Origin of the sequence: Pseudomonas sp. W17 (genome assembly GCF_040268305.1) — a bacterium.
Taxonomy (GTDB): domain Bacteria; phylum Pseudomonadota; class Gammaproteobacteria; order Pseudomonadales; family Pseudomonadaceae; genus Aquipseudomonas; species Aquipseudomonas protegens.
In genome coordinates this window covers 1,178,611-1,200,614 of sequence record NZ_CP158490.1, presented here as the reverse complement: position 1 = coordinate 1,200,614, position 22,004 = coordinate 1,178,611, and the positions used below count along the sequence as shown (strand labels likewise).

The following is a 22,004-nucleotide window of genomic DNA, read 5'->3' as shown; positions in this document are numbered from 1 at the left end:
CAACGCATTATTAAGGACAATAATCATGAGACATTTCGGGCCCATCAGCGGCATCGCCACGTTCAAGGACACCTACGTCGCCACCGCCGGCTACGACAACCAGGTGATCCTCTGGGATGCCAGGACCCGGACCCCGATCCAGCGGGTCCTTCACGATCACCTGGCCAACCAGTGCGCATTCAACGCCGCCGGCACGCTGCTGGTAAGCGCCAGCAGCGACTACACCGCGCGGGTCTGGGAAGTGCCGTCCCTGCGCCTGAAGACCGTGCTCATCGGCCATGACGACGACATCGAGATGGCCGCCTTCTCCCCGGACGGCCAGACCATCGCCACCTGCTCCCGGGACCACAGCATCCGCCTGTTCAATCTCAGCGGCCAGACCCTGCGGATCCTCCACGGCCACACCGCCGACGTGATCTCGGTGTGCTGGTCGGCCGACGGCCAGACCCTGGTATCGAGCAGCGATGACGGTTCGATCCGGCGCTGGGATGCCAATACCGGGCAACAGCTGGAAACCATCGACCTGGGCGGCGTAGAAACCGACACCGTGGCCCTGTCCCGCGAGGGCATCATTTTCGCCGGCGACGACGAAGGCAAGATCTCCATCATCAGCCCCCGCGGCACCCTGCTGCAGCCCGCCCACAGCGCCGGGATCAAGCGGATCATCTGGGACGACAGCCAGCGCCTGCTGATCAGCCTCAGCTACGACCGCTCGGTCATGCTCTGGCACCTCAAGCAGGACGGCACCCTGGTCAAGACGGCGGAAACCTCCCTGCCGAGCATCATCTGGCCACGCAGTTGCGCGCTGCTGGGCAGCCATCGCATCGCCTTCGTCACCTTCGGCTCACGCTATGCCACCTGGGATTTCGCCACCCAGACCTGGGACCTCAGCGGCATCGAACCGGCGGTCAGCCTCAACGCCGTGGCGGTGGTCGGCGAAGACGTCTACAGCATCGGCGACGCCGGCATCCTGCATATCAACGGCCAACCCAGCATCAAGGCCGGCAGCCTGTGCAACTTCCTCCTGCCCTTTGGCGACAGTGTGTTGACCGGCGGCCAGATGGGCACGGTGTTCGACGCCCGCACCGGCGCCACCCTGTACCAGCACCGCTCGCCCCTGAACTGCGGCACCACCTTCATCAAGGACGGAGCCTTGCACGCAGCCATCGGCACCTACACCGGCGAAGCGCTGATCTTCTGCCTGGACCAGCAACAGCCGCGCTTCGTCACCCAGGTGCGCATGCATGAGAACGCCATCAAAGGCATCGCCGCCGATGAAACCTACATTTTCAGCGTGTGCGCCACCGCAGCCGCGGCCTTCTTCCGGATTGCCGACTTCGGCCTGGAAACCTACCTGGAAAAAGCCCACGAGCGGATCTCCAACGGCTGCACGCAGATCCAGGGCGGCTTCGCCAGCATCGGTCGCGACCTGAAACTGCGCCTGTGGCGCGATGGCGCCAGCGAGGTGTTCGACACGCCCCACAGCCACTCGATCAAGTGCATCGCCATCTCCCGGGACCGCTCGATGATCGCCACCGGCAGCTACGGCGGCACCGTGGCCGTCTTCGATCTGAAAAAGCGCGTCTGGGCCAGCGTGGAGAAACCCACCGCCAGCGGCATTTCCTGCCTGATCCATGACGCCAGCGGCGAAGGTTTCCTGGCCAGCGCCTACGACGGCCGGATCTACCCAATCACGCCCCCGGCCGCTGTCCAGTCGGCGCGCCCATGACCTACTTCAGCGAAGTCGACTTCCAGCACATGCAGCACGCCCTGTCCCTGGCAGAACGGGGCAGCCACTCCACCTGGCCCAATCCGCGGGTGGGTTGCGTGATCGCCCATGGCTCGCAAGTGGTCGGCGAAGGCTGGCATCGGCGGGCCGGCGGGCCCCACGCCGAGGTGTTCGCCCTGCGCCAGGCCGGTGGCCTGGCGCGGGGGGCCACCGCCTACGTGACCATGGAACCCTGCAGCCATGTCGGACGCACCGGTGCCTGCCATCAAGCCCTGATCGACAGCGGCGTGCACAGCGTGGTGGTGGCCCATCAGGACCCGTTCGAACAGGTCAACGGCCAGGGCATCGCCCAACTGCGCAACGCCGGAATCGAGGTGCGGGTCGGCCTGCTGGAATCGGCGGCCCAGGAGTTGAACCGCGGCTTTCTGTCCACGGTGCGGCGCCAGCGGCCCTGGGTGCAACTGAAAATGGGCATGAGCCTGGACGGGCGCACGGCCCTGGACAATGGGCGCTCGAAGTGGATCACCAGCACCCGGGCCCGGGCCGACGTGCAGTATTGGCGGGCCCGCAGCTCGGCGATCCTCACCGGCAGCGGTACCGTCCTGGCGGACGACCCACTGCTCACGGTACGCCAGCTGTCCTCCCCGGAGGCCCTGGCGCCAGTACGTGTGGTGCTCGACAGCCAGGACCGGGTGCCCGCCACGGCGCGGGTGTTCAACGACCAGGCGCCGAGCCTGCACGTGGTGCACCGGGAGTGCCCGCTGGCCAGCAGCGACAGCGAGCAGGTCATGGCGCTGCCCGGGGACGACCAGGGCCTGCACCTTGAGCAGTTGCTGCACAACCTCAGCCAGCGCGGCCTGCACGACCTGTTGGTGGAAGCCGGCCCGACACTGGCCGGCAACCTGCTCAAGGCGCATCTGGTGGATGAGTTGCTGTTGTACGTGGCTCCGCGCCTGCTGGGGGATCTGGCCCGGCCGCTGGTGCACCTGCCGTGCTTCGACCGCCTGGAGGAGGCCCTGGACTTTGCCCTGTATGACGTCAGCCAGCTGGGGCCGGACCTGCGTCTGCGCCTGCGGCCGGCTCAGCCGCCGAGCGCGCTATGAGCGACCACCTGCTTGACCTGTTCGCGCAACCAGACATGGGCCGGTTCATTGTCGAAACGCTGATGCCAGATCTGCACGAAGGGAAACGGCGGAATCGGCAACGGCGGTCGCAGCTGGATCAGGTCCTGGTTAAGCAGCGCTTCGTCCAGGGTGCGAGTGGCCACCGTGAGAATCAGGTCGGTGTTGTGAATCATGCTGGGGGCAGTACGCCAATGGGGCACGCTCACGGCTATCCGCCGCTGCAGCCCTTCGTCGCGCAGCAGGCTGTCCACCTCGCCGTTGGCGCTGCCATCCATCGACACCAGGATGTGTGGCCGGGCCAGGTAGCTGTCCAGGTCCAGCGTGCCGTCGGCCGGCAACGTGCGTCGGTCGAGGAGGCAGGAGAAGGTTTCCTCGAACAGTACCTCGGTGGAAATGTCGCCGGACAGGTTGGGAAACACCCCCAGGGCCAGGTCGATCTTGCCCTGGGAAACCTGCTCGAACATTCCGTGCCGGGTGTCCTGGGTCACCACCAAGGTGGTGTTCGGCGCATCGCGGCGCAAGCGCACCATCAGGTTGGGCAGCACCAGCGCGGCGCCGTAGTCGGACATCGCCAGGGTGAAGATGCGCTGGGAACTGGCGGGATCGAAGTCGATGGACTTGCCGAACAGGGTTTCGATCTGGCCAAGGATTTCCCGCAGCGGTTGCTGGATGTTCTGGGCCAGGGAGCTGAGCACCAGTTCACTGCCCCGGCGAATCAGGATCGGGTCATCCAGCAACCCGCGCAACTTGCTCAACGAGTGGCTGATGGCCGGCTGACTCAAGTGCAGGCGCAAGGCCGTACGGGTGACATGTTTTTCTGTCAGCAGGGCATCAAGCACCACCAGCAGGTTCAAATCGATATTGCGCAGTAAGACCGTGACCATCCTGTCATTTCCAACTCAGGGAGCAAGGTCCCAAAAGGAGCAACACATGCTGCAACTCAAACGAATTATTGAAACAGCCCTTTATGTGAACGATCTCGACATCGCGAAAGAATTCTACGCAAAAACCTTCCAGCTGGAAGTCATGGTCGAGAGTGATGTCCTCGTGGCGCTGAACATCGGCGGCCAGAATACCCTGTTGCTCTTCAAGCGGGGCGCCTCGCTGCACACCAAATACCTCAGCGGCGGCGAGATCCCGCCCCACGACGCCAGCGGGCAGATCCATGTGTGCTTTGCCATCGACAAACAGGACCTGCCCGGCTGGAAGGAACGCCTGGCCCGCTCCGGCATTCCCTTGGAAGGTCGTACCGAATGGCCCAAGGGCGGCTCCAGCATCTATTTCCGCGACCCGGATGAAAACCTCGTCGAGCTGCTCACCCCCGGTTGCTGGCCGATCTACTGAAACTGCAACTGACGTCAAGGAGTGAATGTCATGGTGTCCGTCGGTGTAACCAAGCCCCCCTCCCTGCGCGCATGGCTGGCGCTGATCGCGGCGCTGCTGACCGTCGGCCTGCTGGCCGGGTGGCTGTGGCACGGGGCCCGGCCCGGCCCCCAGGCCTATGCACAGGCACCGGTCAAGGTCGCCGTGGCCACGGCCAGTACCCTGCCCTTCCCGAACTACCTGGAAGCCATCGGCGAACTGGAGGCGATCCAGCAAGTCAGCGTGCCGGCGGAAATCGGCGGGCGCATCGTCAACCTGCCGATCCAGTCAGGGCAGCGGGTCGAACGCGGCCAGGTCCTGGTCCAGCTCAACGACGCGCCCCAGCGCGGCAACCTGGTGCGCCTGCAAGGGGAAATGGAAAACGCCCGGATCCGCCTCGAACGCTCGCGGCGCCTGGTGTCGGTCAACGCCACCTCCAGGGAAGCCTTCGACAATGCCCAGACCGAGCTGTCCACCGCCAAGGGCGCCTTGCAGGCGCTGACCGCGGAAATCGAGCAGCGCACCATTCGCGCGCCCTTTGCCGGCACCCTGGGCATTCGCAAGGTGCACCTGGGGCAATACGTGAACCCCGGGGACGTGCTGATCAACCTAATTGGCGACAAGGGCCTGTACGTCAACTTCAGCGTGCCCGAGCAGGCGCTGGCCCAGGTCACGCCGGGGGCGACCCTGGAAGTGCTTCTCGACGCCCTGCCCGGGCAGGTGCTCAGCGCCAAAGTGAGCGCTGTCGATCCGTTTCTCGATCGCACCCGTACCCTGAGCATCCAGGCACGCCTGCAAGACCCGCCAGCCAGCGCCCTGCCCCATATGTTCGCCCGTGTGCGGCTGGCCCAGCCGCTACCCAGCGGCACCTTGAGCGTGCCGGAAACCGCGGTGACCTATAACGCCTACGGCGAAGAGTTGTTCGTGGTCCAGCCGGCCAAGGATGCCCAGGGCGCGCCGACGGTGCAGCGGGTATCGGTGAAAACCGGTGCGCGGCATGCCGGCCGGGTGGTGATCGACAGCGGCCTGGCGCCGGGCGCGCAAGTGGTGACGTCCGGGCAGATCAAGCTCAGTGACGGTGCCCCGATCGAACCGCAGCAGCACAGCGTGCTCAGCGATGCCGGCGGCAGTGCGACGACCCTGGCCGCGGGAGAAGAGCCGTGAAGTTCACCGATCTGTTTGTCCGCCGCCCGGTGCTCGCGCTGGTGGTCAGCCTGCTGATCCTGCTGGCGGGGCTCAAGGCCTATAGCAACCTGCCGGTGCGCCAGTACCCGTTGCTGGAAAGCTCGGTGATCAGCGTCACCACCGACTACCCCGGGGCGCCGGCTGAGCTGATGCAGGGCTTTGTCACCCAGCCGATCAACCAGTCCCTGGCCTCCGTGGAGGGGGTGGACTACGTCAGCTCGTCCTCGGTCCAGGGGCGCAGCCTGATCACCCTGCGCATGGCCCTCAACCAGGATTCGTCGAAGACCCTGAGCGAGGTGATCGCCAAGGTCAACCAGGTCAAGTACCGCCTGCCCGAGCAGGCCTACGACCCGGTGATCGAGCGTTCCGCCGGGGACGCCACCGCCGTGGCCTATGTCGGTTTCGCCAGCCGCTCGCTGTCCGCCTCGGCGCTGAGCGACTACCTCAGCCGAGTGGTACAGCCGCTGTTTTCCAGCATCGAGGGCGTGGCCAAGGTCGAGACCTTCGGCGGCCAGCGCCTGGCCATGCGCCTGTGGCTGGACCCGCAGCGCATGGCCGGCCACGGCGTCAGCGCGGCCCAGGTGGAACAGGCGATCCGCGCCAACAACTTCCAGGCCGCCCCCGGGCAGATCAAGGGCCAGTACGTGATCTCGTCGATCCAGGTCAACACCGACCTGAGCAACCTCGACGAGTTTCGCGACATGGTCATCAGCAACCGTGGCGACCACCTCCTGCGCCTGCGGGACATCGCCCGGGTCGAGCTGGGCTCGGCGTCCTATGAAACCAGTGCGCTGATGGACGGCAAGCCGGCGGTGCACCTGGGTCTGTATGCCACGCCCAAGGGCAACCCGCTGCTGATCGTCGCCGACATCAAGCGCCTGCTGCCGGAGATCCAGAAGACCCTGCCGCCGGGAGTGGAGGTGGCCCTGGCGTTCGAGACCGCCCACTTCATCCAGGCCTCGATCATCGAGGTCATCGAAACCCTGATCGAAGCCATCCTGATCGTGGTGGCGATCATCTACCTGTGCCTGGGCTCGGCCCGCAGCGTGCTGATCCCGGTGGTCAGCATTCCGCTGTCGATGGTCGGCGCACTGGCGCTGATGCACCTGTTCGGCTTCAGCATCAACCTCCTGACTCTGCTGGCCATGGTCCTGGCCATCGGCCTGGTGGTGGACGATGCCATCGTGGTCATGGAGAACATCCACCGCCACCTCAAGGAGGGTCGCACGCCGTTGCAGGCGGCCTTTGTCGGGGCCAGGGAAATCGCCTCGCCGGTGATCGCCATGACCATCACCCTGGCTGCGGTGTACATGCCCATAGGCCTGATGAGCGGGCTGACCGGCGCGCTGTTCAAGGAGTTCGCCCTGACCCTGGCCGGCGCGGTGCTGATCTCCGGGGTAGTGGCCCTGACCCTGACCCCGGTGATGTGCGCCAAGCTGCTGCCGGCGGGGCTGCAGGAAGGTCGCATGAGCCGCTGGGCCGAGCAGTTCTTCCACTGGCTGGCACGTCTATACCAGCACGGCCTGGTGCGTTCCCTGCGCTGGCGCGGCGCGGTCCTGGCGTTTGCCGCCCTGGTGCTGCTCAGCCTGCCGTGGCTCTACGGCCACGCCAGCAAGGAGCTGGCGCCCAACGAAGACCAGGGCAACCTGCTGCTGGCGATCAAGTCGCCGCAGCACGCCAACCTGGACTATGTCGAGCGCTATGCCTACCAGCTGGACGCGATCCTCCAGGGCCTGCCGGAAACCGTCAGCACCTGGATCATCAATGGCAGCGACGGCGTGGCCGCCAGTTTCGCCGGGGTCAACTTCAGCGAGTGGTCGCAACGCCAGCGCAGCGCGGCCAGCATCCAGCAGCAGTTGCAGCAGAAGGTCGATGCAGTCGAGGGCAACTCGATCTTCGTCTTCCAGTTGCCGCCGCTGCCGGCCTCCACCGGCGGCCTGCCGGTGCAACTGGTGATCCGCAGCACCGAGGACTACCGCTCGCTGTTCCAGGCCATGGAGGAGATCAAGCAGCAGGCCCGGGCCAGCGGCCTGTTCACGGTGGTGGACAGCGACCTGGAGTTCAACAACCCGGTGACCGAGGTGCGCATCGATCGCAGCAAGGCCAACAGCCTGGGCATCCGCATGCAGGACATCGGCACCACCCTGGCGGTGCTGATCGGCGAGAACTACACCAACCGCTTCGCCCTGCAGGGCCGCTCCTACGACGTGATTCCCCAGAGCGCCGCGGCCCAGCGCCTGACACCCCAGGCCCTCAACGGCTTCTACGTGGAGACCGACAGCGGCACCCAGGTGCCGTTGTCCACCGTGGTCAGCCTGCATGACAGCATCCAGCCCAACAAGCTCAAGCAGTTCAACCAGCAGAATGCCGCGACCTTCCAGGGCATCCCCGCCCCGGGGGTCAGCCTGGGCCAGGCGGTGGCCTTCCTGCAGCAGCAAAGCCAGGCCCTGCCCGCCAGTTTCAGCCATGACTGGCAGGCCGATTCGCGGCAGTTCATCCACGAAGGCAATGCCCTGCTGCTGACTTTCCTGTTCGCCCTCATCGTGATCTACATGGTGCTGGCCGCGCAGTACGAAAGCCTGAGCGACCCGCTGATCATCCTGATCACCGTGCCGCTGTCGATCTGTGGCGCGCTGATTCCCCTGGCGCTGGGGCTGGCGACCATCAATATCTACACGCAGATCGGCCTGGTGACCCTGATCGGCCTCATCAGCAAGCACGGCATCCTGATGGTGGAGTTCGCCAATGAACTGCGCGCGGCCCTGGGCTGCACTGCGGCCCAGGCGATTATCCGCGCGGCACGGATCCGCCTGCGGCCGATCCTCATGACCACCGCCGCCATGGTGGTGGGGCTGGTACCGCTGCTGTTTTCTTCCGGCGCCGGCGCCAGCAGCCGTTTCGGCCTGGGGCTGGTGATCGTCATCGGCATGCTGGTGGGCACCCTGTTCACCCTGTTCGTGCTGCCGTCGATCTACAGCCTGATGGCACGCGCCCACAGTCGCTCCAGCGAGCTGGAGGAACTGCAGCAACTGGCCTGAGCCTGCGCCAGAAGTGCAACGGGCGGCCCAAGGGCCGCCCGTTGTGTTCCAGGGTGAGGTTACAAGTGGCTTTCGGCGTATTCCGCCAGGATCGAACGCGGCACCCCTTGCAGGGTGATGTGCACGCCGTTAGGGAAGTCCTTGAAACGTTCGGTGAGGTAGGTCAGGCCAGAACTGGTGGCCGACAGGTAGGGGGTATCGATCTGTGCCAGGTTGCCCAGGCACACCACTTTGGAACCGGCGCCGGCACGGGTGATGATGGTCTTCATCTGGTGCGGGGTGAGGTTCTGGCATTCGTCGATCAGGATCAGGCTCTGCTGGAAGCTGCGGCCGCGGATGTAGTTCAGGGATTTGAACTGCAACGGCACCTTGCTGAGGATGTAGTCGACACTGCCGTGGGTGTTCTCGTCATCCATGTGCAGGGCTTCGAGGTTGTCGGTGATGGCGCCCAGCCAGGGTTCCATCTTCTCAGCCTCGGTGCCGGGCAGGAAGCCGATCTCCTGGTCCAGCCCCTGCACGCTGCGGGTGGCGATGATGCGCCGGTAGCGCTTGCTGACCATGGTCTGCTCGATAGCGGCGGCCAGAGCCAGGATGGTCTTGCCCGAGCCCGCGGCGCCGGACAGGTTGACCAGGTGGATATCCGGATCGAGCAGCGCGTACAGCGCCAGGCCCTGGTAGATGTCCCGCGGTTTCAGCCCCCAGGCTTCCTGGTGCAACAGGGGTTCCTGATGCAGGTCGAGGATCAGCAGCACATCGGCGCGGATTTCCTTGATCCAGCCGACAAAGCCCTGTTCGTCGATGATGAATTCATTGATGTGCACCGCCGGCAGGTTGTCGATCAACTGCACCTGGTGCCAGGTACGGCCATGGTCCTGACGGGTTTCCACCTTGCTTACGCGGTCCCAGAACGAGCCGCTCATGTTGTGGAAACCATTGGGCAGCAGGGAAACATCGTCCACCAGCTGGTCGGTGCTGTAGTCCTCGGCGGCGATCCCGCAGGCCCGCGCCTTGAGGCGCATGTTGATGTCTTTGGTCACCAGCACCACGGGCAGGTCCTTGTTGCGCGCGTGCAGGTCGATCAGCTGGTTGATGATGATGTTGTCGTTGAGGTTGTCCGGCAACAGGCTGGTGGGCTCGTTGCGCTTGCTCATGAGGATCGACAGCAAGCCCTTGGGCCCGCTCTTGCCACGCTGGATCGGTACGCCCAGTTCGACGTCCTCGGGTGAGGCTTCACCCAGGGTCTTGTCGATCAGGCGGATGGCCTGGCGGCATTCGGCGGCCACGCTGTGATGCCCGCTCTTGAGCTTGTCCAGCTCTTCGAGGACGGTCATGGGGATGGCGACGTGGTGTTCTTCGAAATTCAGTAAGGCGTTTGGATCGTGAATCAATACATTGGTATCGAGTACATAAAGGATTGGCTGGTTGGAAGAAGAGCTACGTCCGTGGTCATCCATACTCGGTCACCTTATGTGGGAGCCAGTCGACGCAATACCATGGGGTATCGCGCCTCGAAGGGCCACCGAATTCACCCGCGGGGGTTCAGGTGACCTGCACACACAAGGAGTCTTGGGAGACGCCACCTGTGTCGCAGGTTTCGGCGGTCTGAGTTCGTAATACTCCAAAAACCGTGACAGGAAAAAGCACTTTGACGCTTTTTTGATGTTTATTTTGCAGAGTGACGAATAGCCCTTGGCGAGTGGCCCGGGCACCGTTAAAGTCGGAAGTCCGCCTGCCTCGAAATCCCGCTGTTTTTCCCCGCTTCAGCCACCATTTCTCCCTGTTTGCGCAGGCTGTTTCGTTTCAGCGAAATGCATCCTGGCAGTCTTCCCAACCGATGCCGCTCTGCGCGGTCTGGGCCAGCAACCAGGGCAAGCTGCTCTTGACCCCATCCTGCTTGGCATTGAAGGCGATCACCCCACGTCGCCACAGCAGCATCAAAGTCAACACTCTTTGCCCGCTGTCCTCGGCCTTGAGCTTGCCGGCGCCGTCCTGGGCGTCGATGTCCCATAGCGCCACCTGCATGCCCTGGGAATTGAAGAAGCCCTGGGCGTCGGCGCGACGCTGGCCATAGGGCGGGCGGAACAGCGGCACGTAGTTTTCCGGCAGCTTGCTTTTCACCAGGTCGGCGCTGCGCTGGATCGAGTACTGCCAGTCCTGCCAATGGCTGTGGGAACGGAATTCCCACCCCTGGACCCCAACGCACTGCCGGGAATACAGGGATTGCAGGCTGGCCACCGAAGCCTTGTCGAGGCGGTTCTGGATATCGTTGCCAAGAACGAAGAAGGTGCCGCTGAGGTTGGCCTTGCGCAGGTAGTTGGTGAGCCAGGGCGTGTTGTCCGGCGCCAGGTTGGCGGCGCTGTCGAAGGTCAGCAGAAACAGCCGGTCATTGAGCTCGTCACCATTGCGCTCGTAGTCGCCAAAGCGCAGCACTTCGCTGCTGGTCTGCGGTGACAGCGCGGCCTTGCGCAGCAATTCGTCCAGGTACTGCTCGTGGAAGGTCCGGCTCGGCTCGCCCCAGCGCGCGTAGTAGGAGTCCTGCGCCAGATGGAACTTGCCGGCCTGCTTGCGCAACTGCTGCATGTTTTCCACCAGGTAACAGAAGGACGCGTCCTGGTCGCAGCTTTGCTGGGCGAAGTTGTAGTTATCCAGCAGACGCTGCCACAGATGTTCGCGCAGCTCAGAGATCGCCTCCATGTTGATCATCCGCAGGCCCAGGCGCTGCTTCATCGAGGCCTCGTCCCAGGCTTCGCTGATCAGCAAGGCGCGAGCGAAGGTGAGGATCTCGGCCCGCGAGGCGACGTCGAACAGGGTCGGATTGTCGAGCTTTTCCGGCCAGGTGCTGCGGTCCAGGGTCGCCACATCATTGGGCGCTGCCAGCACGCTGAAACTCAGAAGCCAGGCCGAGAAGAGAAACGCGATACGCAAAAGGGATGCCTCCAGAACAAAACCCGCGCCGCACTATAGCCGATCTGTGCCAGGAATCAGGGCCCCTTCGCCGGCAAGCCGGCTCCTACAGGCTCGTGCAGGAGCCGGCTTGCCGGCGAACCGCGATCAGCGGTCATGACTATCGCCATCATAGGTGGAGTCCGGGCGCCCGAGCCCCTAGAATCCCCCGACGCCAAAAGGAGACGACCCCATGCTGATGGTGATTTCACCCGCCAAGACCCTCGATTACGAAACACCGCCGGTTACCCAGCGCTTCACCCAGCCGCAATACCTCGACCACTCCCAGGAACTGATCCAGCAACTGCGGGAACTGACCCCGGCGCAGATCAGCGAGCTGATGCACGTATCCGACAAGATCGGCGGGCTCAACGCCGCGCGCTTCGGTAGCTGGACCCCGGCCTTCACTCCAGACAATGCCAAGCAGGCGCTGCTGGCGTTCAAGGGCGACGTCTATACCGGGCTCAACGCCGAAAACCTCAGCGAGGCGGATTTCGACTACGCCCAGCAACACCTGCGCATGCTTTCCGGCCTGTACGGCCTGTTGCGCCCTCTGGACCTGATGCAGCCCTATCGCCTGGAAATGGGCACCAAGCTGGCCAACGCCCGGGGCAAGGACCTGTATGCCTTCTGGGGCACCCGTATCAGCGAATGGCTGAACGAGGCCCTGGCCGAGCAAGGTGACGACCTGCTGCTGAACCTGGCTTCCAACGAGTACTTCTCGGCGGTAAAGCGTACGGCCCTGAACGCGCGGATCATCAATACCGAGTTCAAGGACCTGAAGAACGGCCAGTACAAGATCATCAGTTTCTATGCCAAGAAAGCCCGTGGCCTGATGAGCCGCTTCGTCATCCAGGAGCGCATCAACGACCCCGCTCAGCTCAAGCAATTCGACGTCCAGGGCTACCGCTTCAGCGCGGAGCAGTCCAAAGCCGACAACCTGGTGTTCCTGCGCGACCACGCACCGGAATAAAGCGTTCCCCTGCCGCGCTCGTTTCCAACCGGCGAGCGCGCCAGAATGTGATCATCAGCACATTCCCCGCCTTTAATAAGCCAATTTTCTGGCGCCATAGAACTTTCAGCGTTTTGCCTAACTTTTATTTCACTCGACAGCGCTGATTTTTTCAGTAGTGGCACCACTTTTTTTATTCGGTAGTGGCACAAAAATATCCCCTCGCTTCAACTCCCCATAACTAAAGGCTCAAACCGTTAGTGCTATCAGTTTGAGAGCAGTGCCATCTTTCTCAATATTTCAAGAAATTTCGAAAAACAGGATGAGCGGGCAGGAACTATGCCTTCAGACACCGCTCATACCACCGGTAACGATTCTCAACGAGGTTGTAGGAGATGACTTACACGGACTCACGAGGAACTAATCAAGTTGCAACATTGATTTGACCAACGAGTCACAAACTTGAACTAAAGGGTAAACAAACGGAGATAAGGCACCTCAACTATCCCCTAACGAGCCAAGGAACAGCTGGCCTTCAAGCCCCCCGAAAACAACTGGAGAGCCCGTACTACGTGGCATCCAGCCATCCACAGGAACGCGGATGGTTTTTCTCGAGGGACCTGCAGCAGGAGCCGCCGGCAACATTCAAGGGCAAGTCAAAACAACATGGATCGGTTGCGCACAACTTGAGTGCATTTATTTAGTCACTCGGAACTTAGTCTGCCTGCACACGGCACTACAGCGTACTTCGCTGTACTTCCGAGTGCGCAACAACAGCTGGCAAACATTAACTCCGGCCATCTAATGGCGTGAATAACACAGAGGTAAATGCGATGCGCATCAGCATATTTGGTTTGGGTTACGTCGGTGCAGTATGTGCCGGTTGCCTGTCCGCACGGGGCCATGAAGTGGTTGGCGTAGATATCTCCAAAGACAAGATCGACCTGATCAACGCCGGCAAGTCGCCGATCGTCGAACCGGGCCTGGGCGAACTTCTGGCGCAAGGAATCCAGACCGCTCGTCTGCGTGGCACCACCAACTTCGCCGAGGCCATTCGCGATACCGACCTGTCGATGATCTGCGTCGGTACCCCGAGCAAGAAGAACGGCGACCTGGAACTGGACTACATCGAATCGGTGTGCCGCGAGATCGGTTTCGTCCTGCGCGACAAGGCCACCCGCCACACCATCGTGGTACGCAGCACCGTGCTGCCGGGCACAGTGAAGAACGTGGTGATCCCGATTCTCGAAGACTGCTCGGGCAAGAAGGCCGGGGTGGATTTCGGCGTGGCGGTGAACCCCGAGTTCCTGCGCGAAAGCACCGCGATCAAGGACTACGACTTCCCGCCCATGACCGTGATCGGCCAGTTCGACCAGGCCTCCGGTGACGTGCTGCAAGCGCTGTACGAAGAACTCGACGCGCCGATCATCCGCAAGGACATCGAAGTCGCCGAGATGATCAAGTACACCTGCAACGTCTGGCACGCCACCAAGGTCACCTTCGCCAACGAAATCGGCAACATCGCCAAGGCGGTGGGCGTGGACGGCCGTGAAGTGATGGACGTGGTCTGCCAGGACAAGACCCTCAACCTGTCCCAGTACTACATGCGCCCGGGCTTCGCCTTCGGCGGCTCGTGCCTGCCCAAGGACGTGCGCGCCCTGACCTACCGCGCCGGCTCCCTGGACATTGAGGCGCCCCTGCTCAACTCGCTGATGCGCAGCAATGAATCCCAGGTGCAGAACGCCTTCGACATCGTTTCCAGCCATGACAAGCGCAAGGTCGCCCTGCTGGGCCTGAGCTTCAAGGCCGGCACCGACGACCTGCGCGAGAGCCCGCTGGTGGAACTGGCGGAAATGCTCATCGGCAAAGGCTTCGACCTGAGCATCTACGACAGCAACGTCGAGTACGCCCGGGTTCACGGCGCCAACAAGGACTACATCGAGTCGAAGATCCCCCACGTTTCGTCCCTGCTCAACTCGGACTTCGACGCGGTAATCGGCAACTCCGACGTGATCATTCTCGGCAACCGCGACGAGAAGTTCCGCGCCCTGGCCGAAGACGTGCCCCACGGCAAGCAGGTCATCGACCTGGTGGGCTTCATGTCCAAGGCTACCTGCAGCAAAGGCCGTACCGAAGGGATCTGCTGGTAAGGGTTCGCCAGCCAGCCGGCTCCTACCCCATCCCCGTAGGAGCTGGCTGGCCAGCGATCTGGCCCTCCCAGATCTCCATGCCTGCCTTAACCCCCCTCGGGCCACCCCACAGGCTCGCCCGAGACCTTGATGGACGCAGATTATGCACAGGCTAAAGCACGGCCTGCTTCAGGCCGCCGGTTGGCTGTTCTACTTGAGTTTGCTGATGGGCATGGCCTTGTTGCTGCCCGCCTCGACCTTCGACTCACAGTCCAAGGACTTCATTTTCCTGATTGGCGCCGTGGGCATCTGGCGCTACTCGATGGGTGCCACGCACTTCGTGCGCGGTATGCTGTTTCTCTACGTGGTCTACCCGCACCTGCGGCGCAAGGTGCGCAAGCTCGGCAGCGCGGCGGACCCGTCCCATGTGTACCTGATGGTCACCAGCTTCCGGATCGACGCGCTGACCACCGCCCAGGTCTACGGTTCGGTCATCCGTGAAGCCATCGACTGCGGCTTCCCCACCACCGTGGTCTGCTCGATCGTGGAAATGTCCGACGAGCTGCTGGTGAAAAGCCTGTGGACGCGGATGAACCCGCCGGAGCGGGTCAAGCTGGACTTCGTACGCATTCCCGGCACCGGCAAGCGTGATGGCCTGGCCTTCGGCTTTCGTGCCATCTCCCGCCACCTGCCGGACAGCCGCGCCGTGGTAGCGGTGATCGACGGTGACACCGTGCTCGGCGAAGGCGTGGTACGCAAGACCGTGCCCTGGTTCCAGCTGTTCGGCAATGTCGGCGGCCTGACCACCAACGAATTCTGCGAAGTGCGCGGCGGCTACATCATGAGCGAGTGGCACAAGCTGCGCTTCGCCCAGCGCCACATCAACATGTGCTCCATGGCCCTGTCCAAGCGCGTGCTGACCATGACCGGGCGCATGTCGGTGTTCCGCGCCACCGTGGTCACCGACCCGGACTTCATCGCCGACGTAGAAAGCGACTCCCTGCAGCACTGGCGCCTGGGCCGCTTCAAGTTCCTTACCGGCGACGACAAGTCCAGCTGGTTCAGCCTGATGCGCCTGGGCTACGACACCTTCTACGTGCCTGACGCGGCAATCAACACCGTGGAGCACCCGCCGGAGAAGAGCTTCATCAAGGCCAGCCGCAAGCTGATGTTCCGCTGGTACGGCAACAACCTGCGGCAGAACTCCCGGGCCCTCGGCCTGGGCATGAAACGCCTGGGGCTGTTCACCAGCGTGGTGCTGTTCGACCAGCGCGTGTCGATGTGGACCTCGCTGCTGGGCCTGACCGTGGCGATCATCGCCAGCTTCAAGTACGGCACCGCCTTCATCCTGGCCTACCTGCTGTGGATCGGCATTACCCGCCTGATCCTGACCCTGCTGCTGTCCTGCTCGGGGCACCGCATCGGCCCGGCCTACCCCTTGATTCTCTATTACAACCAGATCGTCGGCGCGCTGGTGAAGATCTACGTGTTCTTCCGCCTCGACCAGCAATCCTGGACCCGCCAGGACACCAAGCTGACCCGCGACCTGGCCAGTTTTCAACGTTGGTTCAACACCTGGTCGTCTCGGACCATGACCTTCTCGGCCGGCAGCGTGTTCGTCGCTGTCCTGCTGCTGATGGTCTGAACCGCCTTGCCTGAATTAACTAGGAAATCGACTCTATGAACACCGCCGTGAACGTCAACGTAGTGCATGAATCCGAAGCCCAACGCCAGCACGCCCGGGTCAAGATCCCGGCCAAGCTGCGCTTCTTCGGAACCGAGGCCAAGCCTCTTGAAGTGCGGGTCCACGACCTCTCCGCCGGCGGCCTGAGCTTCAACGCCGGGCAGCAGATGCTGACCGTGGGCGAAGTGCACAAGGGCCGCCTGCAATTTGTCATCGACAACCTCGGCCTGGCCATGGACGTCGAGCTGCAGGTCCGCTCCTTCGATCGCCAGAGCGGCCGGGTCGGTTGCCAGTTCCAGAACCTCGAACCCCAGGACATCTCCACCCTGCGCCACCTGATCACCTCGCACCTGGCCGGCGACATCGTCAGCATGGGCGACGTGCTCGCCACCCTGCAGCGCGACAACTTCACCAAGGCGCGCAAGAACAAGGACAGCGGCAGCGGCATGACTCCGCTGGGGCGCCTGCGGGCGGTGACCTTCAGCGCCGGGATCTTCATCGTCGGCCTTGCCGCCTTCGGTTTCATCCTCAAGTCGGTGTACGGCATGTACTTCGTCAGCCACGCCGAGGCCGGCCTGGTCAACGTTCCGGGGATGAACGTCACCATGCCGCGCGACGGCACCGTGCAGAGCCTGGTGCAGACCGATGGCAGCGTCGCCAAAGGCGCGCCCCTGGCCAGCTTCAGCACCAGCATGCTGGACGTGCTCAAGGGCCACCTGGACGAAAACCAGCTGCAACCGGCCAAGGTCGAGGAACTGTTCGGCAAGCAGATGACCGGCACCCTGACCTCCCCCTGCGACTGCACCGTGGCCCAGCAGCTGGTGGCCGACGGGCAGTACGCCAGCAAGGGCGACGTGATCTTCCAGCTGGTGCCGCGCAATAGCCTGGCCAATGTCGAGGCGCGGTTCTCCTACCGCCAGTTCGGCGACGTGCGCCCGGGCACCAAGGTCAACTTCCAGATCGCCGGCGAGGATGAAGTGCGCACCGGCACCATCGTCAGCAGCGCCAGCCTCAACAGCAACGACCTGTCCTCCGACATCCGCGTGCAGATCAAGCCCGACGCGCCCCTGAGCAGCGTCTTCGCCGGCCGCCCGGTGGAAGTCAGCAGCGACCGCGGCCCGTCGATGAACTGGCTGATCGACAAAGCCATGGCTGCCGGTCTCTGAGCGGAGGACATGCCTGTGACTAGCCCTTTCATTGACGAGTGCTGCGCACTCGATAAGCCTCAAGGGCGCCGCGCCCTGGCCCTGTGCTCCCTGGCCCTGGCCGTGAGCCTGGCCGGTTGCGCCGGCCTGCCGGACCAGCGCCTGGCCAACGAGGCCCTGAAGCGCGGCGACACCGCCCTGGCCCAGCAGAACTACCGCCAACTGGCAGACCTGGGCTACAGCGAAGCGCAAGTGGGCCTGGCCGACATTCAGGTGGAAAGCCGCGACCCGGCGCAGATCAAGCAGGCCGAGGCCACCTACCGCGCCGCAGCCGACACCTCGCCCCGTGCCCAGGCGCGCCTGGGGCGCCTGCTGGTGGCCAAGCCCGGCTCCAGCGAGGCCGAGCAGCACGAAGCCGAAGGCCTGCTGAAGAAAGCCTTTGCCAATGGCGAAGGCAACACCCTGATCCCCCTGGCGATGCTGTACCTGCAATACCCCCACAGCTTCCCCAACGTCGACGCCCAGCAGCAGATCAGCCAATGGCGCGCCGCCGGCTATCCGGAAGCCGGTCTGGCCCAGGTCCTGCTGTACCGCACCCAGGGCACCTACGACCAGCACCTGGACCAGGTGGAAAGCATCTGCAAGGCCGCCCTCGACAGCACCGACATCTGCTACGTCGAGCTGGCCACCGTCTACCAGAAACGCGGCCAGCCAGAACAGCAGGCCGAGCTGATCAAGCGACTGCAGGCCGGCTACAGCCGTGGCAGCGTCAGTGCCCAGCGAGTCGACAGCGTGGCCCGGGTACTGGGCGATGCCAGTCTTGGCAAGCCGGATGAAAAGACCGCCCAGGCCCTGCTGGAACAGGTCGCCCCCGGCTACCCGGCCTCCTGGGTCAGCCTGGCGCAACTGCTCTACGACTTCCCCGAGCTGGGTGACGTCGACAAGATGATGGAATACCTGGAGAACGGCCGCGCCGCCGACCAGCCCCGGGCCGAACTGCTGCTGGGCAAGCTCTACTACGAAGGCAAGTGGGTGCCGGCGGACGCCAAGGTGGCCGAGGCGCACTTCCAGAAAGCCGTGGGCCGCGAAGTCGCCGCCGACTACTACCTGGGGCAGATCTACCGCCGTGGCTATCTGGGCCAGGTGTACCCGCAAAAAGCCCTGGACCACCTGCTGACGGCTGCCCGCAACGGCCAGAACAGCGCCGACTTCGCCATTGCCCAGCTGTTTTCCCAGGGCCGCGGCACCGCGCCCAACCCGGTCAACGCCTACGTCTTCAGCCAGTTGGCCAAGGCCCAGGACACCCCACAGGCCAACGAACTGGCCCAGCAGCTGGATCAACAACTGCCCCCCGGCCAGCGCGCCGAAGCCCAGCGCCTGCTGCAACAGGAGCAGGCGGCGCGCGGTGCCCTGACCCAGAACACGCTGCAACTGCACGCGCTGCAGGAAGAAGACGGCGAGGAATCCCTATGAAGTCCATCCCATTCAACACCACCCCTGTAGCCGCTGCCGCAGGCTGCGACCACGCGCGAAGCGCTCGCCACGCCTGCCCTCGCGAATCGCGGCCGCTGCGCGACCGGGCACACCCCGCCGCCACAACCACAGGCAAGCGCTTGTGCCTGTCGAAACTGGGCATGGCCCTGGGTTTTGCCATGATCTGGTCCAACCCGACCCTGGCGGCCATCACCGACACCAAGAACTTCGGCCTGGAAGTGAAGATCACCGGCCAGTCCGAGGACGATCGCGACCTGGGCACCCAGGGCGGTGGCGACGTCAACGGCATCGGCCTCGACCTGCGGCCCTGGGTCTATGGCGAAAGCGGCAACTGGAGCGCCTACGCCATGGGCCAGGCAGTGACCGCAAGCGACGTGATCGAAACCGACACCCTGCAACAGTCCGGCGACGACGCCAGCCAGCAGTCCAGCAACGATGACCGCAAGACCAAGAAGAACTACCTGGCCATGCGCGAGTTCTGGGTCGGCTACAGCGGCTTCACCGCCTACCCCGGCGAGCAGTTGAAGTTCGGCCGCCAGCGCCTGCGCAACGATGACGGGCAATGGCGCGACACCAACATCGAGGCGCTGAACTGGACCTTCGACACCACCCTGCTGCGGGCCAACCTGGGGGCCGCCGAGCGCTTCAGTGAATACCGCACCGACCTCAAGGAGCTGGCGCCCAAGGACAAGGACCGCCTGCACCTGTACGCCGACGCCGCCTACCAGTGGACGCCCGGCCAGTGGGTGGGCATCCGCGCCCACCATACCCACGACGACGGCAAGCTCGACTATGCCCAGCCCGGCGTGGCCAGCGACCCGCTGGACAAGAAGGAAAACGGCGACCTGACCTGGCTCGGCCTGGAAGCCAACAGCGACGCCTTTAACTGGCGCAACACCAATACCGTCAACTACTGGGCCAGCCTCACCGGCATGCGCGGCGACCGCGATACGGTCAACCCGCTGAACGCCGATGGCAGCCGCCCGACCCAAGCCAAGCGCGGGGACAACCTCAACGGCTGGGCCACCGACCTGGGCGTGCGCCTGCGCCTTGACCCGAACTGGCAAGTGGGCGCGGCCTATGCCCGGGCCAGCGCCGAGTACGAACAGAACGGCCTGCAAAGCAACCGCTCCAACTACACCGGTACTCGCTCCCGGGTGCACCGCTTCGGCGAAGCCTTCCGGGGCGAAATGAACAACACCCAGAGCGCCACCCTGTTCGGTTCCTGGCAACTGCGCGAGGACTACGACGCCAGCCTGGTCTACCACAAGTTCTGGCGTGTGGACGGCAACAAACCGGTGGGCAGCAACGGCATCAACGCAGTGGACAACAACTACGACGACACCACCGGCGCCCTGCTCAGCAGCACCTCGCTGCCGCTCATGGATGGCAAGAAGGACCTCGGCCAGGAGATGGACCTGGTGGTCACCAAGTACTTCAAGCAAGGCCTGTTGCCCGCGGCCCTGAGCCAGTCGATCGATGAACCTTCGGCCCTGGTGCGTTTGCGCGGTGGCGTGTTCAAGCCCGGCGACGCCTACGGCAAAGAGGTCGACTCCTACATGCACCGCGCCTTTATCGACGTGATCTGGCGCTTCTGATGCAAGCCGCTAAAGGAGTGCCCGACATGCCTACTCAAACTCTCCAGAGCCCGTTGTCCAGAGGCTCCCTGAGCCTCCTGGCCGGCGCCCTGCTGCTGGCCAGCAGCAGCGCCTTCGCCACTGCCGAGACGGCCAAGGCACCGATCATCGCCAAGGAGCTGCAACAGGCCAAGACCTACACCGTCAGCAGTGCTCCCACCGAGCCCCTGGCCCTGGCCAAGCCGACCCTGCCCGACCTCTCCGGCTACACCGCCGAGGCGGCCGCGGCGAAGATCGTGCGCAGCAAGCCGGGCAAGATCAGCGTGCGCCGGATGATGCAGGAAGACGCCCTGAAGGACTTTATCGGCGGTGACAACAAGATGGCCGAATGGGTGGTGCGCCAGCACGGCATACCCCAGGCGATCTTCATCGACGACGGCTACGTCAACCTCAAGGAACTGGTGGGCAAGCTGCCCAAGCAGTACATCAGCGAAACCGCGCCCGGGGTCTACCTGGCCCGCCTGCCCATCGTCGTCGGCCGCCACGGCATCCTGGAAATCGACAAACAGACCCAGGAGCTGCGCCTGTCCCAGGAAGGCGGCTCGTTCCTGGTCAACGATGGCCAGCTGTTTGTGCGCGACACCAAGGTCACGGGCTGGCGCGAGAAGGACAACGGCCCGGCGACCTTCCGCTCACCCAAGGAATTCCGCCCGTTCCTGCTGGCCTGGGGCGGCACCGAGACGTACATCGTCAACAGCCAGATGGCCAGCTTCGGCTACGCCAACTCCAAGTCCTACGGGGTGAGTATTTCCCAGTACACGCCGAACATGGCCAAGGTGCTCAAGCGCGATGAACCCACCGGCTGGATCGTCGGCTCGACGTTCTCGGACATGTGGTACGGCTTCTACTGCTACGAGACCCGGGACTTCGTGCTCAAGGGCAACACCTACAAGGACAACATCGTCTACGGCATCGACCCCCACGACCGTTCCCATGGCCTGATCATTGCCGACAACACCGTCCACGGCACCAAGAAGAAGCACGGCATCATCATTTCCCGGGAAGTGAACGACAGCTTCATCTTCAACAACCGCAGCTACGACAACCACCTCTCCGGGCTGGTGATCGACCGTAACAGCATCAACAACCTGATCGCCTACAACGAGATCTACCGCAACCACACCGACGGCATCACCCTCTACGAGAGTGCCGACAACCTGATCTACGGCAACAAGGTGATCAGCAACCGCCGCCACGGCATCCGCATTCGCAACAGCGTGAACATCCGTCTGTACGAAAACATCGCCATGGCCAACGGCCTGACCGGGGTCTACGGCCACATCAAGGACCTTTCCGACACCGACCGCGACATCAAGCTCGACCCGTTCGACGCCCAGGTCTCGCTGATCGTGGTCGGCGGCGAGCTGGCCGCCAACGGCAGCGGGCCGATGTCCATCGACTCCCCCTTGAGCGTGGAGCTGTACCGGGTCTCCATGCTGGCGCCGACCAAAAGCAGCGGCATCAGCTTCTCCGGGGTCCTGGGCGAGCGCCAGGATGAAATTCTCGACCTGCTGGTGCGCCAGCAGAAAGCCGTGTTGATCGACCCCGTCGAACGCCAGACCGAATTGCGGGATTGAGGATG

15 protein-coding genes are annotated in these 22,004 nt (G+C 63.7%); 12 read left to right on the top strand and 3 right to left on the bottom strand.

What is annotated here, in order from left to right:
• Window positions 1-25 precede the first annotated feature (25 nt).
• The gene (locus ABCR88_RS05385) at window positions 26-1,729 is read left to right on the top strand and encodes a WD40 repeat domain-containing protein (protein WP_041116077.1); all 1,704 of its coding nucleotides are present in this window, start codon (window positions 26-28) and stop codon (window positions 1,727-1,729) included.
• On the top strand, window positions 1,726-2,832 hold the full coding sequence (ribD, locus tag ABCR88_RS05380; protein ID WP_350404215.1) for a bifunctional diaminohydroxyphosphoribosylaminopyrimidine deaminase/5-amino-6-(5-phosphoribosylamino)uracil reductase RibD: 1,107 nt from the start codon (window positions 1,726-1,728) through the stop codon (window positions 2,830-2,832). The genes ABCR88_RS05385 and ribD overlap by 4 nt, the downstream gene beginning before the upstream one ends.
• Here ribD and ABCR88_RS05375 read toward each other — a convergent pair.
• On the bottom strand, window positions 2,811-3,737 hold the full coding sequence (locus tag ABCR88_RS05375) for a LysR family transcriptional regulator (RefSeq protein WP_011059384.1): 927 nt from the start codon (window positions 3,735-3,737) through the stop codon (window positions 2,811-2,813). The two genes, ribD and ABCR88_RS05375, sit on opposite strands and share 22 nt — an antisense overlap.
• Before the next feature lie 46 nt (window positions 3,738-3,783).
• Between ABCR88_RS05375 and ABCR88_RS05370 the strand changes: the two genes are divergently transcribed.
• From ABCR88_RS05370 to ABCR88_RS05360, 3 genes are read left to right on the top strand one after another with little or no spacing between them, the layout of a single operon-like run.
• A complete protein-coding gene (locus ABCR88_RS05370; protein WP_350404213.1) occupies window positions 3,784-4,197 on the top strand; it encodes a VOC family protein in 414 nt (137 codons plus the stop codon).
• A gap of 30 nt (window positions 4,198-4,227) precedes the next feature.
• Complete coding sequence (locus tag ABCR88_RS05365; protein WP_015634242.1) at window positions 4,228-5,379, top strand: efflux RND transporter periplasmic adaptor subunit; 1,152 nt, start codon at window positions 4,228-4,230, stop codon at window positions 5,377-5,379.
• Window positions 5,376-8,438, top strand: coding sequence for a MexW/MexI family multidrug efflux RND transporter permease subunit (locus ABCR88_RS05360; protein WP_350404212.1), 3,063 nt, complete (start codon window positions 5,376-5,378; stop codon window positions 8,436-8,438). Before ABCR88_RS05365 ends, ABCR88_RS05360 begins: the two co-directional genes overlap by 4 nt.
• Before the next feature lie 59 nt (window positions 8,439-8,497).
• Here the strand turns inward: ABCR88_RS05360 and ABCR88_RS05355 are convergent, their stop codons facing one another.
• The gene (locus ABCR88_RS05355; RefSeq protein ID WP_011059380.1) at window positions 8,498-9,892 is read right to left on the bottom strand and encodes a PhoH family protein; all 1,395 of its coding nucleotides are present in this window, start codon (window positions 9,890-9,892) and stop codon (window positions 8,498-8,500) included.
• A 346-nt stretch (window positions 9,893-10,238) separates the two neighbouring features.
• Entirely contained in the window at window positions 10,239-11,363 is a 1,125-nt protein-coding gene (locus ABCR88_RS05350) for a polysaccharide deacetylase family protein (protein WP_123473895.1), read from the bottom strand.
• Between the two features lie 211 nt (window positions 11,364-11,574).
• Here ABCR88_RS05350 and yaaA point away from each other — a divergent pair, with 211 nt between their 5' ends.
• From yaaA to algG, 7 genes are all read left to right on the top strand, one after another.
• Window positions 11,575-12,354, top strand: a complete 780-nt coding sequence (yaaA, locus tag ABCR88_RS05345; RefSeq protein WP_325985538.1) for a peroxide stress protein YaaA — start codon at window positions 11,575-11,577, stop codon at window positions 12,352-12,354.
• Window positions 12,355-13,166: 812 nt separating this feature from the next.
• Entirely contained in the window at window positions 13,167-14,483 is a 1,317-nt protein-coding gene (locus ABCR88_RS05340) for a nucleotide sugar dehydrogenase (RefSeq protein WP_011059377.1), read from the top strand.
• A 139-nt stretch (window positions 14,484-14,622) separates the two neighbouring features.
• Window positions 14,623-16,107 (top strand): mannuronan synthase, encoded by a 1,485-nt coding sequence (gene alg8 / locus ABCR88_RS05335; RefSeq protein ID WP_325986005.1) that lies wholly within the window; start codon window positions 14,623-14,625, stop codon window positions 16,105-16,107.
• A gap of 35 nt (window positions 16,108-16,142) precedes the next feature.
• Window positions 16,143-17,312, top strand: a complete 1,170-nt coding sequence (locus ABCR88_RS05330; RefSeq protein ID WP_350404210.1) for an alginate biosynthesis protein Alg44 — start codon at window positions 16,143-16,145, stop codon at window positions 17,310-17,312.
• 9 nt (window positions 17,313-17,321) lie between these two features.
• Window positions 17,322-18,764, top strand: coding sequence for an alginate biosynthesis TPR repeat lipoprotein AlgK (gene algK, locus ABCR88_RS05325; RefSeq protein ID WP_350404209.1), 1,443 nt, complete (start codon window positions 17,322-17,324; stop codon window positions 18,762-18,764).
• A gap of 161 nt (window positions 18,765-18,925) precedes the next feature.
• A complete protein-coding gene (locus tag ABCR88_RS05320; RefSeq protein ID WP_036996876.1) occupies window positions 18,926-20,383 on the top strand; it encodes an alginate export family protein in 1,458 nt (485 codons plus the stop codon).
• A gap of 26 nt (window positions 20,384-20,409) precedes the next feature.
• The gene (gene algG / locus ABCR88_RS05315; protein WP_350404208.1) at window positions 20,410-21,999 is read left to right on the top strand and encodes a mannuronan 5-epimerase AlgG; all 1,590 of its coding nucleotides are present in this window, start codon (window positions 20,410-20,412) and stop codon (window positions 21,997-21,999) included.
• Window positions 22,000-22,004: the final 5 nt, after the last annotated feature.

Excerpts from the sequence above, each read along its gene's own strand:
- algK (WP_350404209.1), top strand. The coding sequence starts at position 17,322 with ATGCCTGTGACTAGCCCTTTCATTGACGAGTGCTGCGCACTCGATAAG.
- algG (WP_350404208.1), top strand. The coding sequence starts at position 20,410 with ATGCCTACTCAAACTCTCCAGAGCCCGTTGTCCAGAGGCTCCCTGAGC.
- ABCR88_RS05375 (WP_011059384.1), bottom strand. The coding sequence starts at position 3,737 with ATGGTCACGGTCTTACTGCGCAATATCGATTTGAACCTGCTGGTGGTG.
- ABCR88_RS05340 (WP_011059377.1), top strand. The coding sequence starts at position 13,167 with ATGCGCATCAGCATATTTGGTTTGGGTTACGTCGGTGCAGTATGTGCC.
- ABCR88_RS05330 (WP_350404210.1), top strand. The coding sequence starts at position 16,143 with ATGAACACCGCCGTGAACGTCAACGTAGTGCATGAATCCGAAGCCCAA.
- ABCR88_RS05365 (WP_015634242.1), top strand. The coding sequence starts at position 4,228 with ATGGTGTCCGTCGGTGTAACCAAGCCCCCCTCCCTGCGCGCATGGCTG.
- ABCR88_RS05385 (WP_041116077.1), top strand. The coding sequence starts at position 26 with ATGAGACATTTCGGGCCCATCAGCGGCATCGCCACGTTCAAGGACACC.
- ABCR88_RS05370 (WP_350404213.1), top strand. The coding sequence starts at position 3,784 with ATGCTGCAACTCAAACGAATTATTGAAACAGCCCTTTATGTGAACGAT.
- ribD (WP_350404215.1), top strand. The coding sequence starts at position 1,726 with ATGACCTACTTCAGCGAAGTCGACTTCCAGCACATGCAGCACGCCCTG.
- yaaA (WP_325985538.1), top strand. The coding sequence starts at position 11,575 with ATGCTGATGGTGATTTCACCCGCCAAGACCCTCGATTACGAAACACCG.
- ABCR88_RS05355 (WP_011059380.1), bottom strand. The coding sequence starts at position 9,892 with ATGGATGACCACGGACGTAGCTCTTCTTCCAACCAGCCAATCCTTTAT.
- ABCR88_RS05320 (WP_036996876.1), top strand. The coding sequence starts at position 18,926 with ATGGCCCTGGGTTTTGCCATGATCTGGTCCAACCCGACCCTGGCGGCC.